The organism is Alistipes sp. An66 (genome assembly GCF_002161445.1).
GTDB classification, from domain to species: domain Bacteria; phylum Bacteroidota; class Bacteroidia; order Bacteroidales; family Rikenellaceae; genus Alistipes; species Alistipes cottocaccae.
Genome location: NZ_NFHT01000016.1, coordinates 47,215 through 63,645, shown reverse-complemented (window position 1 = coordinate 63,645; position 16,431 = coordinate 47,215). Strand labels below are relative to the sequence as shown.

Sequence of the window (16,431 nt, the reverse complement as noted above, 5' to 3'; positions counted from 1 at the left end):
CCCCCCCTCTATACCGACGACCCTCCCCGCCCCGGAAGAAGGGGAGGGAAGGGTCGTTTCGGATGCCGTCATCCGGTCGGATCCGGATGGTGCGGCTTTTCAGGCTGCGGGAGTTATTCGACGAGCTCGATGGTGTAGGTGTAATACTTGCCCTCCGCCCACTCGGTTTCGTTGGAAATCTTGTAGATGAAGGTCTTTCCGCCGAGGGTGGTGATGGAGGCGATCTGCGTCTGTGCCATGATTCTCTGCGGGGCGACGAGCGCTTCGTAGGTGCCATCCTCCACCTTGCGGGGTGTGATCACCTGCGGGTTGCCGTTCACTGCGGAGAGGTTGTTGATGCTGATGGAGACGCTGGACAGATCCACCGTGCTGCTTGCGAGTTTCAGAACGATGCGGGCCGTGCGGTGGCTGAACTGCAATTCGGCCGGAGTGCCGAACGACACCTGCTGGTTGCTGACAGCGATATAGTCGCTGTTCGCATAGTTTTCATCGGAACTCTGATCTTTCTTCACCACGACGGGCGGGATCGTCGCGTCGGGGATTCCGTCGTTGTCGCTGTCGGTGTAGGGCCACCATGCGCTGATCTCCGCGGTCGTCATGTCGGTGGTCCAGCGGAAGGGATCTGCCGCGGTGAGTCGGGCGGTCAGGAAGTCTTCTGCGGGCGTTACGTCATAGACCTTTGCTTCGCCGTTCATCAACACGGCGATTTTCGAGATGTCCTTCCAGTCGTTGTCGATGGAGGCGCGGCTGGCGGGAGTTGCGGAACTTGCCGTCCGCTGCAAGCCCGAGGCGAGGAAGGTCATGGGCTCGTTTCCTTGCGGCAGGCGTCCGGAATCGGTCGGTGCAAAGGAGTCGTCCTGCGAGCAGGCCGTTGCCGCGAGGAGCAGCAGCGCCGTGCCGAAGGCCTGTAAGGCATATAAAGATCGTTTCATGATATTGTGCGTTTTTCAGTATTCGGCCGTATTGCGACCATAAATTTGTACATTCTGTCTTCCCCTGGGTCGAGCAGGCGATGACAAGAGCGTCGGAGCCCTCGTTTTTCCCGACTATGCCTCCGAGGTATGATACACCCTTCACGGTCCCGGAGAACTGGCAGGCTTGAATGATGCCTTGGCTGTATCCGGCAAAACCTCCTGTATAAGAATTGTCATGGCTTCCGTTGACAGTACCGGTAACGGAGCAGTTGTAAATCTTTCCCTGATTGGTGTCGCTGCTTTTGACGCCTCCGGTGATTGCTCCGATATATTGGCTTCCGGAGATATTTACGTCGATCAAGGTGAGATTCCGGACTTCGGAACTTTCGCTGATGGTTCCGAATATTCCCTGGTAGGCTCCGCCGCTGATCGTCAGATTGCTGATGGAGTGTCCGTTGCCTTCGAAGACTCCGGAGTAGGAATTGGTGTAGTCGCCCAGGGTTGTCCAGTTGCTGCCGTTCTCGGCCGGTATTTCGAGCGGGATGTTTGCTGCGAGGATACAGTTGGTTGAGAGATCGTTTCGGGCAGCTTCCGCCCAATAATACAGGCCTTCGGCCGTATAAACGGTGTAGGTGTTGCTCGACGCGCCATAGTCGTAGTTCATTACGGAGGCGATTCCCGTTTCGCTGCCGCCCTCCGTCCAGTTCAGGATGGATCCTTCCTCCACTTTGAGCCCTTTGTCGGTCACGGTAACGTTATAGGTATAAACGAATCCGGCCTTCATTTCGGTCTCTTTGGAGAGTCGGGCGGTATGGACGTTGCCGTTCAGTTCGATCCGGATGAACTCCCTGTCCGAGGCGATGGTCTGCGGGACGAGCAGCGCATCGTAGGTGTCGCCCTCCGGATTGTACGGACGGATGGCGGCGGGGTTGCCGTTGTCGGTGGTGAGGTTGAGCAGGCTGATCGCGGCGTCGGCGACGTTGTCGACGCCCGCGCCGGCTTGGAGATTCAGCGTTATCCGGGCCGTGCGGTGGGAGAACTTCAAGCTGGCGGGGGTGTTGAAATCGACGTTCTGCCCCTCGGCGGAGATGAAGTCGCTGGCGACATAGTTCTTCCGGATGCTTTGGTCCTCCAGCACGACGGCGACGGGCATCGTCTCGGCATAGGGATACCAGGCCGAAACGGTGATGGCTTCGCGGTTTGCCCAGTAATAGGGGCTTTCGCTGGTCATCTTGCCCTCCTGATTGACGGAGTAGGTGTAGATATGCTCGTCACCCTGGACTTGCAGGGCGATGGTTTCGGATCCCTACCAGGTGCCGTCCACGGTAGCGCGGCTTGTTGCCGCGGGGGAGGCTGCGACCGGGGCTTGCAGTCCCGAGGCTGTTATTATCAGCGGGTATTTTCCTTCGGGCAGGCGGTTGCCGTCGGCGATTTCGTCCTGCGAGCAGGCGGTCAGGACGAGAAGCAGGGCGGCACTGCCGGTTAACAGGTTGAATGTGTGTTGGAAATTCATATGTTTATGGTTGATTCGTTCGTTGTTGAATGGTTGTCAGCGCTCGTCGGTCGGGGAGTCCGTCGTGCCCGGAAGGAGCGGCAACGGGACGCGCTCCGGCCTCGGAGCCGGGGTTCGGGTCAGACGCCGGCTTCCAGATCGCCGCCTTCGCCCTCTTCCCAGTCGATGATTTCGGCCGATCCGGTTTCCATGCCGATCGGCGTATTGAGTTTGCCTTTTACCGGGAAGGGTTCGGTGGTCGGGCTGTTGAATCCGGCCAGCACCTCCGTGAGGTCGATCTCCGTGTGCTGGGTGCGGTTGTTGTCCACGAAGACGATGTCGAACGTCAGGGTCTGTGCGGAGCCTCGCGTTCCCAGAATCCGGGCCGTGGCATTGAGCTGGTCGCCGTCCCGGGTGAAGTTTACGACGGTGGAGGAGGGGGCGCCGATCAACTCGCCCTCCTCGATGTTGAACGCATTGGCGATGCCGTCGATCGTTCCGGTGACGCTCTGGATCAGCTCGGGGCGCCCTTCGGCTACGGTGAACTGCAAGACCAGATCACGGGTGCGGGGGATGAGCGGCGTATTGATCCGCAACGTGTCGTCAGCCATGATTTCGATGGAACCGTTGGTCGAGAAGAGATGGCCCGGCATCGGGATGATGAAGGAGTTCTGGGTGTCGTCCTTTTTGACGCGGGCCGTGAGCCCGTCGAAGTCGAAACCTTCGGCATGGTTCCAGATGATCATCATGTGGCTGCCCGGCTCCAACAGGGCGGGGAAGCAGAAGGGCGTAGCGGAGAAATCGCTCTTTTGGTCGTCGATGAGCACCGTATGGGTTTCGGTCGCGCTCTTTTCGAACATCAGGAGAACGGCACCTTTGTCGGGATGCGGGGTATGGTTGAGCGAGTCTTTCACGCAGGACGTAGCCGTCAGCAGGACTGCGGCCGATACCGTAGTCAGGATGAGTTTCGTTATGTTCATTTGTTGTCTGTTTTAGCGGGAATTAGAAGAGTTTCCAGACGAGCGAGACACCGGCGTTGACGGGGCCCCACCAGCCTTTGGTTTCCGAGTTTTGGCGTACGCATGTGCCGTTGATGACCTTGTAATTCTCATAGTCGGCGTTCAGATAGCCCACTCCGATCGAGAAGTCCATCGAGAGCGATTTGCACAGGGGCAGGACATAACCGCCGGTGAGACCGCCGCCGATGATGTCGCCCTGTTTGCCGGTGTCGGAGAGTTTGTAGTTGAATTCTCCGGTCTTGAACATGGCGCCGAGGTATCCGCGTTTCTTGGCACCCATGTACCAGCGCACTTCGGGCGCCACCTCCCAGAGAGCGTAGCGGCGGTCCTTGTTGTTCCACGACCAGACGGTCCAGGCCCCGTTGACGGTGATGGCCACGCTCGGCGAGATGCGCCATTCGATGCCCAGGTCGGGCGTCAGCGTGGCCCAGCGCAGCAGGTTGGCCCGCAGGGCGAACGACATTTCGCGCGGGGTTTCGGGCTCGTTCACGGGTTCGGCCACGGGTTCTTCGGCCACGGGGGTAAGCTCTGCCGTTTCGGTGTCGGAGGCTTTCGGTGCCGGATTCTCTTCGGGTTTTTCTTCCGGGATGGCGGCCGGTTCGGGTTCGGGCTGTGGTTTCACGGCCGGTGCGGTATTCTCGGGAACGGCGATCCGCACGATCACGAAGTTGCCGCCCGAGGTGTGGTTGCGGGTTGTGAAGCAACTTTCGGAGAGTCCCTGTTGGAGGATCATCTCGGTTTTCACGCGGTTGGAGCGGATTTTTGCCACGGCGAGGTTCTCGGCCGGCGAGGGTTGCGAGTCGCAGTATCCGTCGACCCGTACAGGGGTTTCGCCGTCGAGGATGGACTGTTTGTGTTGGCCCACACATTCGAGCAGTTGGTCGAGCGTTTCGCCGTTGCCGTTCCAGGGGATGTAGAACATGTCGTCGGCCGGCACGAAGCGGAATTCATACTCCGAAGTTTTTGATTCGGGGGCCTGTTGGCCGAAAGTAGGGCTTGCAAAGAGACCCAGAGAGAGGAGGAAAGGTAAAATTTTATTCATAAAAAATGAGAAAAAAAGTTTGGGTTTTTGGGTTATCGAGCGTGATTGGTTCGGTCGGCGGATTCGGCGGATTGGGGAATTTGCGGATCGATGCGGCGGTCCCTGTTTTTCGGGATTCGGCGATGGCGGCCAATGCTGAAACTTCGTTTTGCCGGATTGCGGAAAGGCGCCTCTGAACCGGAAGGAACGAGTATTTCGGCATTCCGAAGGGCAAGGTCTGGAACCGGAATTCCGATGGTTTCTGGACGATGTACTATATACGGAAAAATATATACCATATATAAAAATAACCAAAGGAGTGAAAAAAACAAAAAATCGTCTCTTTTTTTGTCGATATGTTGCTGTTTTTGCGACATTCGGAACAATCAATCCGTCCGGAGAGCGGGATTTCGTGTTGAGTCTGTCCGCTGGTTTCGGGGGCGGGGGCTGCCGGCGGTTCCCTGCCGGGCCGGAAGTCCCGGCAGGCACTCCGGACCGCGGTTGCATGCCGAAGTCCAAAATCAAATTGCACGCGAACGTCCGACAATACATCCTTCGGAAGAGCCGAGTGTCGGAAAGCCTTTCCGGATCGGGCGGATGCGCCAACCTGCGAAAGCCGGAGCGTTGCGAAGATAACGCTCTTTTTCCTAATGCTTTATGTTCAGGAATAAAATGACAAGGATCGTCAGATAATCTTTCAGAGAGAGCCGTAACGTATTCAGAGCCTTGCGCAATTCGTTGTCGACCCGTGTTGTCGTGATTCCGTTTCTGTCCGCTATCTCCTTGTAGCTCATTCCCTCGAACTTGTTTGCCGTCAGAATCTGACGCCGCAGTTCGGGCATCCGGGCGATTTGTTTGCGGCATATCGCCATGATCTCCTCACAGAACAGTTCGTTCGGATTGCAGCATTCGATGGTGCGCGTATAGTAGTCCATAACGCACCGCTCCTTCATCAGAATCTTATCGTAAACTGCTTTTTTAAGCTCCTTGTTCCGTCGATATTTCAGGCACTCGTTTTTGACCGACTGGTATAAATATGATTCGAAGGTTTTTATTTCGATATACTCCCGATGGTGCCACGCAGCGGTAAAACATTCGTTCACGGCGTCTTGCGCTGCATCTTTGTCGCGCAGGTAAGAGTATGCGATCCGACACAATTTCTGTTCATACCGATGAAAAGATTGTTCGAATGATTCTTGCGTCAATTTCTCTGATACAATTTCCTGCATACCACTCCTTCTGCTTGCAAAGCAAAGATAGAAAAAAATTCTTAAAAAACGATCAGACGAGGCTTTTGTGTATCGGAGTAATAATCAGCATGTTGTAAAATTAAGAAAAATGCATAATTTAATAAAAATATTTATTTGCACGAAGGGGTACGAATTTGCCCTGCTCGTGGATATATAATATAGAAGGGGGAGGGAAACGAATCACGACCTCGAAAAGGGAATATGCAAAATAACAGTACTATGAATAAGATCGAAATATCCGATACGCTGCTTTTCAAGTTTTTCCTCGGCGAGACCACGAACGACGAGACCGACCGGATTGCTGCCTGGCTGGATGCCAATCCCGAAGAGCACCAAAAATACATGAATGAAGTTCATGAAAAGTTCATCATAAGTATTATGACTGAACCGGACTCCGTTCCCGAAGCCGATACGAACTTATGGTACCGCATCACACATTCAAGACCGGTTCGTCAAACCATGGGAATTGCGGCTTCCTTGCTTCTGGTTATCGGAGGGAGTTATCTGTTTTTCTCCTCTGAAATGGATCGGTTGGCGGGTACCCGGACATCCATTGAGGCCCCGGCCGGGCAGCATATCAATATCGCTCTGGGCGACGGCACCACCGTCAAACTCAATTCGAAGAGCCGGATCACCTATCCGGCGCTCTTCACCGGAAAGGAGCGTCGCGTGCGTCTCGAAGGCGAGGCGATGTTCGAGGTTGCGCACGATGCGTCGCAACCATTCGTTGTCGAGACCTACGCCTGCGATGTCGAGGTCTGCGGCACGCGGTTCAACGTGACCGCCGACAAGGATGTGCAGGAATTTTCAGCGGCGTTGTTCGAGGGCAGCGTCGCTGTTCGGAACAAAATGAACGACGAGGAAATTCTGATGGAGCCCAACACCATCGTCCATCTGAAAAACGGCCATCTTCATTTGAGCGATCTGGAAAACCAGGACAATTATCTGTGGACGGACGGCATCATCTCGTTCAGCGGCGACGATTTCGGGCAGATCATCAATAAATTAAGGAAATATTTCGGCGTCAGCATCGAGATCCAACGAGAGGAACTGCCCGAGATCAAATACAAGCGGTTGAAGGTCCGCACCTCGGAGGGTGTCGACCACATCCTGCGCATCCTGCAACGCTCGTCGGATTTCACTTATGAGTACAACGAACTCGATAATAAAATCATCATCCGATAGAACAGTGTAATTATTCATTTATGTCAAACCCCAAAACAGAATAGCCTATGGATTTGAAATAGAAGCGATTACCGTCTGTTTTTGATTGACATGAAAAAAGCCTGCAGGTGTTGCCTCACCCGCAGGCCGCAGTTCAATCAAAAATACTAACCGATTTTTACTTGAACCTTAACTCACAAATGTATGAATAAAAAGATTATTCAGCAAATCCGTCTGTCTATTCTTTTGTTCGTTCCTGCTTTGCTGTTCCCTGCATCCGTCATCCATGCACAGAATGTGCGGGTTACAATCCGGGAAAACAAGGTCAAAATGGAACAGGTCATCAGTGCAATCGAAGGGCAGACCCGTTATCTTTTTGGTATTGACGACAGTGTAGACACCGATCTTTTGGTCACCGTTCATGTCGAAAACGAACCCCTGAAAAAAGCCCTTGACGAGATGGTCCGCGGTACGGACATCGCCTATTCTGTCGAAGGGGGCAATATCCTTCTTTTCCGCAATACTGCGCAGTCCGGGCGCGCCGTAAGGGTCTCCGGTCAGGTGCTGGATTCCAAAGGACAGCCTGTTGTCGGCGCTTCGGTCATCGTGCGCGGCACGACGGTCGGAGTTTCGACCGACGCCGAGGGGCGCTTCTCGCTGGAAGTTCCTGCTCCGGCCGCGTCGCAGGTTCTCGAAATCAGCTACCTGGGTTATGAGACGGCTACGGTAGCCGTAGGCGCCCGGACGGATTTCAGCGTGACGCTCCGCGAGTCCACGTCGGAGATCGAGTCGGTCGTGGTGACGGCCCTGGGCATCAAGCGCGAGGAGAAGGCCCTCTCGTACAACGTCCAGCAGGTCGGCGCCGAGGATCTGACGACGGTCAAGGACGCCAACTTCATGAATTCGCTGGCGGGCAAGGTGGCCGGCGTGACGATCAACACCTCGTCGTCGGGCGTCGGCGGCGCCACGAAGGTCGTGCTGCGCGGCAACAAATCGATCTCGCAGTCGTCGAATGCGCTGTATGTGATCGACGGTATCCCGATGTACAACTTCGGCGGGGGCGGCGGCACGGAGTTCGATTCGCGCGGCGCGACGGAGTCGATTGCCGACATCAACCCGGAGGACATCGAGTCAATGTCGGTGCTGACGGGTGCCGCAGCCGCGGCCCTTTACGGTTCGGAGGCTGCAAACGGCGCCGTGATGATCACGACGAAAAAGGGGCAGGCCGGGGCCTTGAAGGTGACGCTTTCGAGCAACACGGAGTTCCTCGATCCCTTCGTGCTGCCGGAGTTCCAGAACCGCTACGGCACGGGGCTGAACGGTGTGAGCAGCGGCTCGAAGATATACAGCTGGGGCGAGCGGCTGAATCCCGCTTCAAGTTACGGCTATACTCCGAATGACTTTTTCGAGACGGGCCACGTCTATACGAACTCCGTGACGGTCTCGGGCGGCACGGACCGCAACCAGACCTACTTTTCGGCCGCGTCGGTCAATTCGGACGGCATCATCCCGAACAACGAGTACGACCGTTACAACTTCACCTTCCGGAATACCTCCTATTTTTTGAAGGACAAGCTGCGTCTGGATGCTTCGGCGAGCTACATCTACCAGCAGGATCAGAACATGACCAACCAGGGTGTCTATTCAAACCCTTTGGTTCCGGCCTACCTCTTCCCGCGGGGCGAGAACTTCGACCTCTACCGGCGTTTCGAACGTTACAACGAGGGTACGAAGCTCATGGAGCAGTTCTGGTCGGCGGATATGGAGGGCGGCGATTTGCGGATGCAGAACCCCTACTGGATCGCCTACCGCAACCTCCGCAATACGGACAAGAAGCGCTACATGCTGTCGTTCTCGGCCTCGTATGATATTCTGCCGTGGCTGAACGTCACGGGACGTGTGCGGATTGACAACGCCAACACGCTCTACACCCAGAAACTCTACGCCTCGTCGAACACGACGATCACCGACGGCGGCAAGAACGGCCACTACACCGAAGCCCGCGGCTACAACACGCAGACCTACGGAGACCTGATGGTCAACATCGACAAGACGTTCGGCGACGACTGGTCGTTGCAGGCCAACGTCGGTGCCTCGGTCAACAACGTCAAGAGCGACGAACTTTCGTACCGGGGCCCGATTCAGGAGAACGGCCTTCCGAACGTCTTCAACGTCTTCGACCTGGACGATACGAAGAAACGCGCCGAGAAGACCGGCTGGCACGACCAGACGCAGTCCGTGTTTGCCTCGGTGGAGGTCGGTTGGAAGCAGATGCTTTACCTGACCGTTACGGGCCGCAACGACTGGGCCTCGCAGATTGCCGGATCGTCCGAATCCTCGTTTTTCTATCCGTCGGTGGGCCTTTCGTGGGTACCCACCTCGCTCTGGGACATGGGCAATGCGCTGACCTACCTGAAACTCCGCGGCTCGATCGCCTCGGTGGGTACACCGTTCCCGCGCTATCTGACGATCCCGACCTACGAATACGATGCTACGAACCGCGTCTGGAAGGACAAGACGCACTATCCGATCGGGGATCTGAAACCCGAGCGGACGATCACCTACGAGGTGGGTCTGGACGCGCGCCTGTGGAAACATGTCAACCTTTCGGTTTCGTGGTACCAGGCCGACACGAAGAACCAGACCTTCGACCCCTCGCTGCCACCGTCGTCCTCCTACACGACGATCTACTTGCAGACGGGACATGTCCGCAACACGGGCGTCGAGCTCGCGGCGGGGTATGACAACCGCTGGGGCGATTTCCGCTGGGGGACGAACTTCACCTTCTCGTGGAACCGCAACGAGATCATCGAGCTGGCGGCCAACGCCATGAATCCGGTGACGGGCGAGCCGTTGAATCTCGAAAAACTCGACATCAAGGGACTGGGCAAGGCGAAGTACATCTTGAAGGAGGGCGGCACGCTGAACGACCTCTATACGACCTCGAGCCTGCGCTTCAACGACAACGGCTACGTCGAGGTGGATAAGAGCGGTAACCTGCTCATCACCGACGAGGGCGAGGACATCTACCTCGGGTCGGTGGTTCCGGACTACAACCTCGCGTGGCGCAACGACTTTTCGTGGAAAGGCATCAATCTCGGCGTGCTCTTCACGGGCAGCATCGGCGGCATCTGCTACTCCGCGACGCAGGCCAACCTCGACCTGTACGGCGTTTCGGAGGCTTCGGCCGCGGCGCGCGATGCGGGCGGCGTGTGGATCAACGGCCGCGAGCTGGTCGATGCGCAGAAGTGGTATCAGGCCATCGGTTCGCAGTCGGGTCTGCCGCAGTATTACACCTATTCGGCGACGAACTTCCGCTTGCAGGAGCTCTCGCTGGGCTATACGCTCCCTTCGAAGTGGTTCCGCGACAAGATGCGGATGACCGTCTCGTTCGTCGGGCGCAACTTGTGGATGATCTACTGCAAGGCGCCGTTCGATCCTGCGGCCGTGGCGTCGACGGGTCTGAACTATCAGGGCATCGACTATTTCATGATGCCGTCGCTGCGGAGCCTGGGCTTCAACGTCAAATTCCAATTCTAAATGAACAGCAAGACCATGAAAACAAGAAAAGATAAGGTGCAGCGGCTGCTGCTTGCGGTCGTGCTGCTCGGGCTGGGGGCCTGCACGGGGGATTTCGAGGATTACAACCGCAATCCCAACCAGGTGACCGAGGACCAGATGGAGGCCCTGAACTACAAGACGGGAACGAAGGTCAAAACCTTGCAGGGTCTCGTGATCCCGGTTCAGGAGCACATGTACCAGTTCAACGAATCGCTCTCGGGAGGTCCCTTCGCGGGCTATATCGGCGCCACGGTGGACTCCTGGCAGACGAAGTTCGAGACCTTCAACCCTTCGGCCGACTGGCGGAAGTGGCCCTTTGCGAACGTCATCACCGAGACCTACACCCCCTATAAGGGCATCATCGGCGGCACGGACGACGAGGTGGCCATTGCCTTTGCGCGGCTGCTGCGCGTGGCGATCATGCAGCGCGTGACGGACTCCTACGGTCCGATCCCGTACTCGAAACTCGAAGACAACGAATCGGTCTACGTCGAATACGACTCGCAGGAGACGGTCTATACGAAGATGTTCGAGGAGCTGGATGAGGCTATTGAGACGCTGGGCCGCAACACGACGCTCTCTTCGGATGCGTGGAGCCGCTACGACGGGGTCTACTACGGCAATATCGCAAAATGGTTGAAGTATGCCAACTCGCTGAAACTCCGCGTGGCGATGCGCCTCACGGAGGTGAAGCCCGAACTGGCGCAGGCGAAGGCTTCGGAGGCGATTGCCGGGGGCGTCATCACGTCGAATGCCGACAACGCGGCGATGCACGCCGCGGAGAACCGCATGACGCTGATCTACAACGACTGGGGCGACCACCGCGTGGGAGCGGACATCCTCTGCTACATGACCGGCTACAACGACCCGCGCACGGAGAAGATGTTCCTGCCGAACGACGTGGGCGACTTTGTCGGCATCCGCATCGGGATCGACGTGGCGGGCAAGTCGACGGCTATGTCGAAGTATTCGAACCTGATCGTCGAGTCGACAACCCCCTACCTGTGGTTCAACGCCGCGGAGGCTGCGTTCCTGCGTGCCGAATACGAGCTGCGCTGGGGTTCGGAGGAGACGGCGCAGTCGCTCTACGAGGATGCCATCCGCCTCTCGTTCGAGGAGCGGGGCGCCAGCGGCGCCGACGCCTACATCGCCGATGCCACGAGCCGCCCGGCGGCCTATACCGACCCGCTGGGCTCGTACAGCGCCGCGGCGCAAAGTACCATTACGATTGCCTGGGCTTCGGGTGCCGAGCATTTCGAGGAAAATCTCGAGCGGATCATCACCCAGAAGTGGATCGCCATCTTCCCGTTAGGCGTGGAGGCGTGGTCCGAGTACCGGCGCACGGGCTATCCGCGGCTGCTGCCGGTGGTGGCCGACAAGTCGGGCGGCGGGGTCGACGTGGCGCAGGGCGCGCGGCGGCTTCCCTACCCGGTGGAAGAATACCAGCAGAACAACACGAACCTGCAAGCCGCGATCCAGACGCTCAACGCCGAGCAGAAGAACGGCAACCGCACGGGCGACCAGATGGGTACGCGCGTATGGTGGGACTGCAAACCCTATAACAACTGACCGATATGAAACAGACAAGCATATACCGACTGATCCTTCCGGTCGTTGTGTTGCTGCTCGGGGCCTCGTGCAGCGACTGGACCGAGACGGAGAACATCGAGAACACGGTTCTCAAACCGTGGGAGCAGGACCCGGCGCTGTGGGCCGACTACATGGCGGCGCTGCGGACCTACAAGGCTTCGGAACACTACCTTTCGTATGCCCGGCTCCACAATTCGCCCTCGCCGGCCGCGAGTGAGCAGGACTTCATGCGCTGCCTGCCCGATTCGCTCGACATCGTGACGCTGACCAATGCCGACAACTTCTCGGCGTATGACGCCGAGGACTTGGCTGCGATGCACGAAAAGGGCACGAAAGTCCTCTACCAGGTGGACTACGCCGCACGGAAAGCGGAGTTTTCGGGAGAGGCTGCCCTCAAAGCCTACCTCGACGGCGTAATCGCCGCGGTAGCTGCCAACGGCCTGGACGGCTACTCGTTCACCGCCGACCCGCTGGACGCCGCCGCTACGGCTACGATCGTTGCGACGCTCTCGGCAGCCCGGAGCGATGGTCAGCTTCTCGTTTTCGAGGGCAACCCGTTGTCGGTGGCCGAAGCCGACCGTGCTAAACTCGACTTCGTGGTCCTCGACACCGAAAAGGCCGAAAATACCACCGAGGTGCAGCTGCTGGTCCTCAATGCCACGGGCTATGCGGGCATCGCCCCGGAAAAACTGCTTTTGGCTGCGGAGATCGACGCCCCGCTGCAGGACGAGGACCGCACGGAGTATGCCGCTGTGGAACTGATGGCGCGCTGCGTGGTGGAGTACGGCCCGCTGGCAGGCTTTGCAGCCTATAACATCGCCGGGGACTACTACCATGCCGAGATGAACTACCAGACCATCCGCACGGCGATTCAGACGTTGAACCCTTCCAAATAAGAGAGCCATGAAACGATACCTCATAACACTTTTCGCGCTGCTTGCTACGCTGACGGGCTGCGAGCGGTTCGATGCCGACGACCGCAAGTTCGACAATGTGGTCTACCTCGATGTCTCGCAGACAAGCCCCGTGCAGTTGGCGACGTTCAGCAACAACCGCGCGACCTATGACTGCACGTTGCAGGCGGCACTGACCTATCCCGCCGGACAGGACGTGCAGGTTTCGCTCGAGGTCGACCCGTCGCTCGTCGGGACGTACAACGCCCGCTACGGCACGCAGTGGCCGATGCTTGACGCGAAATACTACACGCTTTCGTCCGAAACCGCGACCATTCCCGCGGGACGTACCGCCTCGGACGTCGTAACCCTGCAGCTCAAGGAGCTCATGGGCGAGGGCGAGGAGCAGACCGGGGCCCTGCCTTTGGACGAGACCTATCTTGTCCCGGTGCGCATCAGCGGGGCGTCGATGGAGATCCTCGGGGGTTCGGACGTGGCCTACTACGTCGTCAAACGCTCCTCGGCAATCACCGTGGCCGCACAGCTCGGCGAGGGCAACTGGATCAACTTCCCGACCCTCGACAAGTACGGTGAGAACAGCAAGGCGTGGAACGGTCTTACGGCCATAACCTACGAGGCGCTGATTTATATCGACCAGTTCGCAAACTCGATCGTTAACGCCAGCGGCAATACCAGCACCGTGAACATCTCTTCGGTGATGGGTGTCGAGCAGTACCTGCTGCTGCGTATCGGCGACACGAACTTCGAGCGCCAGCAGCTGCAGTTCGACGGTTCGGGTAGCGGCTCACAGTTCGGCAAGATTCCGGGCAAGGACGCCTCGAAGAACCTCGAAGCGGGACGGTGGTACCATGTGGCCTGCACCTACGACCAGGCGACGCAGACCGTGCGCGTCTATGTCGACGGCAAGATCCAGAGCGAGGAGACCGGCGTGGGCATCACCGCTCCGAGCAAGAAGAACCAGATCAATCTGGCTATGCGGGCCTTGTATGACCTGTGGAACTCGGCCTCGGAAGCTGATAAACCGCAATACGAAACCGACGACACGGGCTACAACAAGCTGGGCGACGCCTACCAGTTCTTCATTGGTAAATCCTACGACGACTACCGTCCGCTGAACGGCAAGATTGCCGAGGCGCGCGTGTGGTCCGTGGCCCGCACGCCCGAACAGATCTGGGAAAACATGTACGAAATCACCGATCCCGAGAGCGACCCGACCCTGCTGGGCTACTGGAAGTTCAACGAGGGCAGCGGCAACACCGTCAAGGACTACTCGATGTACGGCAACGACGGCGTGGCCGAGATCGACATCGTTTGGCCTTCGGGCATTGAAATTCCGAAAATCAACGAAACGGAGGAGTAAACCATGAAAACGAAAATCAAAAAGTTCAGAACGATAGGAACGATGCTTCTTGCGGCGACCGTTCTTGCAGGCTTCACAGCCTGCAAGACGGACACCGTGGAGCAGTTGGGCGGCAAGTTACCCGATAAAGAAGGAATTGAGAATGTATACGGCATATTGCGTTGTAGCAACAGTTGTGAGAATATCGTAGATATGATCTTAACTGAAGGCAACGGCTTCTTGGTTAACGGCGTCTATTTCGAACAGACAAAACCGGTATCTGAAAACGTGTCCATCCAACTGCAAATAGACGAATCCGTTATTGAGGCTTATAATACTTTAACCGGCGAAGAACGCACCCTCCTTCCTGAATCGAACTATGAATTCATGGAAGGCAATACGCTCGAAATATCTGCCAACGGGAAGCAGTCTGCTTTGAAACAGATTAAATTTTTGGCCGAAGGACTTGCTGCCGGCAAATATGTGTTGCCTGTTTCAATCGGAGAACAAGGGAATGCATTGAGAGACAATGTCATATATTTCAATATTACCATCCGCGAACCGTTTGTTGGCGAAAATCCATTGGATCAAGAGGAATTCTATCCCGAAGAAGGAGAAAATGGAGCAAAAGAACCTATATTCATGGTATTTTATGTCAACACGAAAGATTATGATCCGCGATTGGTTACAGACTTCTATATACGCAAAAAACAACGTAGACCACCTGTTGAGTTATGGACCCGTGCAGTAGGCAATATTGTCAACCTGCGGACGGTCACCTTGAAATATGACGAGGCAAGCGGCCGCGCCCTGCTCGATTTAGGATCGGATATGACGCATGTATTGAGCCATGCCTCTACTTACATTTGGCCCATTCAGGAAACGGAACGCAAAGTGTGCCTCAGCCTGGAAGGTGGTGGGACTGGCCTCGGATTCTGTAATCTTACAGACGAACAAATTGCTGATTTCGTGGCACAAGTCAAGACCGTTGTCGAGACCTACAACCTCGATGGCATTAACCTTTGGGATCGCAATTCGGGGTATGGCAAGGAGGGAATGCCGGAAATGAATACCACTTCCTATCCGAAACTGATCAAGGCAATGCGCGAAGCCCTTGGGACAAACAAACTGCTGACTGTTACCGACCACGAAGAGCCGACCGAATATTTTTGGGATACGGAGGCAACTGGCGGTATTGAAGTCGGGCAATATTTGGACTATGCCTGGTCGGGATATAACAACGGAAATGAAGTTACACAAATTTGCGACCCATGGCATCCAGATGACGTGGAGGTTTCCAAATATACCCACAAACCTTTTGCCGGTTTGGATCCTGCAAAATATGGATGTATCAATGCTCCGTGGTATAAAGGTACTGATCCTACATCAATTAGAGATACGAAAAATGTTTATCGCTGGCGAGCAGCAGGAAACAAACAAAGTCAGATTCTGGTTTTCCAGGATTTAATGACCAGACTCCAGAATGAATATGAATCTACGGGGCAATCATATGGAGGAATTTGTTTAAATTTTGCTGATGATGGAAGAAATGGTACGGGATTAACAAGTTATTATAATAATTATACAAATGATACAACAAATTTAGCTCTCCTTCCTGATGGGACAGGAGGATATGGGAAATGGCTAAAGGATTGGTAGGGGTTAGTTTTTTTTAAGTAGGGAAGCATCCGGTTTGGGGTTTTAACCCCGGCCGGATGCTGTTTTTGTTTTTTCTGAATTTTTCATTCTCGATTTTTGATTTTTTGTTTTTGACCGCCAAACACAAAAATCCCTGCAAAGACCGTTTGCAGGGATTCGTTAGCAGGGATTCTGGAGGCTCGCTTCCACCCCCCCCCTCCTTGCGGAGAGAACGAGATTCGAACTCGTGGTACGGGTTACCCCGTACGTCGGTTTAGCAAACCGGTGGTTTCAGCCACTCACCCATCTCTCCGGGCACGCTCACGGACGATTCCGTCCGAAAGGGTGTGCAAATATAGAATCTTTTTGGGTAAATACAAAAAAATGCGGTCGAAAATTCCTATTTTTGCATGAAAAGACGCTTCCCATGCCGATCCGATTGCCGATAGGGGCTGCGCTGCGAATCTGTTGTGCGGCCTGTTGCCTGACCCTTTTCCCGAACACCGTGCGGGCCGATTCCGATCCGGCC

13 protein-coding genes and 1 tRNA gene are annotated in these 16,431 nt (G+C 56.1%); 7 read left to right on the top strand and 7 right to left on the bottom strand.

Annotated elements, in window-relative coordinates; translation table 11 throughout:
- Nucleotides 1-113: 113 nt before the first annotated feature.
- From B5G16_RS10325 to B5G16_RS10305, 5 genes are all read right to left on the bottom strand, one after another.
- Nucleotides 114-695, bottom strand: a complete 582-nt coding sequence (locus B5G16_RS10325) for a fimbrillin family protein (protein WP_204228080.1) — start codon at nt 693-695, stop codon at nt 114-116.
- Nucleotides 670-2,178 (bottom strand): fimbrillin family protein, encoded by a 1,509-nt coding sequence (locus B5G16_RS10320; RefSeq protein WP_262481322.1) that lies wholly within the window; start codon nt 2,176-2,178, stop codon nt 670-672. The genes B5G16_RS10325 and B5G16_RS10320 overlap by 26 nt, the downstream gene beginning before the upstream one ends.
- Before the next feature lie 42 nt (nt 2,179-2,220).
- Entirely contained in the window at nt 2,221-2,427 is a 207-nt protein-coding gene (locus tag B5G16_RS10315) for a hypothetical protein (RefSeq protein ID WP_087263660.1), read from the bottom strand.
- 119 nt (nt 2,428-2,546) lie between these two features.
- Entirely contained in the window at nt 2,547-3,386 is an 840-nt protein-coding gene (locus tag B5G16_RS10310) for a FimB/Mfa2 family fimbrial subunit (RefSeq protein WP_087263659.1), read from the bottom strand.
- A gap of 22 nt (nt 3,387-3,408) precedes the next feature.
- Complete coding sequence (locus B5G16_RS10305) at nt 3,409-4,467, bottom strand: DUF3575 domain-containing protein (protein WP_087263658.1); 1,059 nt, start codon at nt 4,465-4,467, stop codon at nt 3,409-3,411.
- Nucleotides 4,468-4,472: 5 nt separating this feature from the next.
- On the opposite strand from B5G16_RS10305, the gene B5G16_RS12735 reads away from it, so the two are divergent.
- A complete protein-coding gene (locus B5G16_RS12735) occupies nt 4,473-4,643 on the top strand; it encodes a hypothetical protein (protein WP_162612057.1) in 171 nt (56 codons plus the stop codon).
- Nucleotides 4,644-5,093: 450 nt separating this feature from the next.
- Here B5G16_RS12735 and B5G16_RS10300 read toward each other — a convergent pair whose 3' ends face one another.
- Nucleotides 5,094-5,675, bottom strand: a complete 582-nt coding sequence (locus B5G16_RS10300; RefSeq protein WP_087263657.1) for an RNA polymerase sigma-70 factor — start codon at nt 5,673-5,675, stop codon at nt 5,094-5,096.
- Nucleotides 5,676-5,915: 240 nt separating this feature from the next.
- Here B5G16_RS10300 and B5G16_RS10295 point away from each other — a divergent pair, with 240 nt between their 5' ends.
- From B5G16_RS10295 to B5G16_RS10270, 6 genes are all read left to right on the top strand, one after another.
- Complete coding sequence (locus tag B5G16_RS10295) at nt 5,916-6,881, top strand: FecR family protein (RefSeq protein ID WP_087263656.1); 966 nt, start codon at nt 5,916-5,918, stop codon at nt 6,879-6,881.
- Between the two features lie 183 nt (nt 6,882-7,064).
- Nucleotides 7,065-10,400 (top strand): TonB-dependent receptor, encoded by a 3,336-nt coding sequence (locus B5G16_RS10290; RefSeq protein WP_087263655.1) that lies wholly within the window; start codon nt 7,065-7,067, stop codon nt 10,398-10,400.
- A 15-nt stretch (nt 10,401-10,415) separates the two neighbouring features.
- On the top strand, nt 10,416-11,990 hold the full coding sequence (locus B5G16_RS10285) for a SusD/RagB family nutrient-binding outer membrane lipoprotein (protein ID WP_087263665.1): 1,575 nt from the start codon (nt 10,416-10,418) through the stop codon (nt 11,988-11,990).
- A 5-nt stretch (nt 11,991-11,995) separates the two neighbouring features.
- Nucleotides 11,996-12,907 (top strand): glycoside hydrolase family 18, encoded by a 912-nt coding sequence (locus B5G16_RS10280; RefSeq protein ID WP_087263654.1) that lies wholly within the window; start codon nt 11,996-11,998, stop codon nt 12,905-12,907.
- A 7-nt stretch (nt 12,908-12,914) separates the two neighbouring features.
- A complete protein-coding gene (locus tag B5G16_RS10275; protein WP_087263653.1) occupies nt 12,915-14,285 on the top strand; it encodes a DUF1735 and LamG domain-containing protein in 1,371 nt (456 codons plus the stop codon).
- A 3-nt stretch (nt 14,286-14,288) separates the two neighbouring features.
- Nucleotides 14,289-15,923 carry a BT_3987 domain-containing protein gene (locus B5G16_RS10270; protein WP_087263652.1) on the top strand — a complete coding sequence of 545 codons (1,635 nt, stop codon included), beginning with the start codon at nt 14,289-14,291 and terminating at the stop codon, nt 15,921-15,923.
- A 203-nt stretch (nt 15,924-16,126) separates the two neighbouring features.
- Here B5G16_RS10270 and B5G16_RS10265 read toward each other — a convergent pair.
- Nucleotides 16,127-16,215 (bottom strand) — tRNA-Ser (locus B5G16_RS10265).
- Between the last annotated feature and the right edge of the window lie 216 nt (nt 16,216-16,431).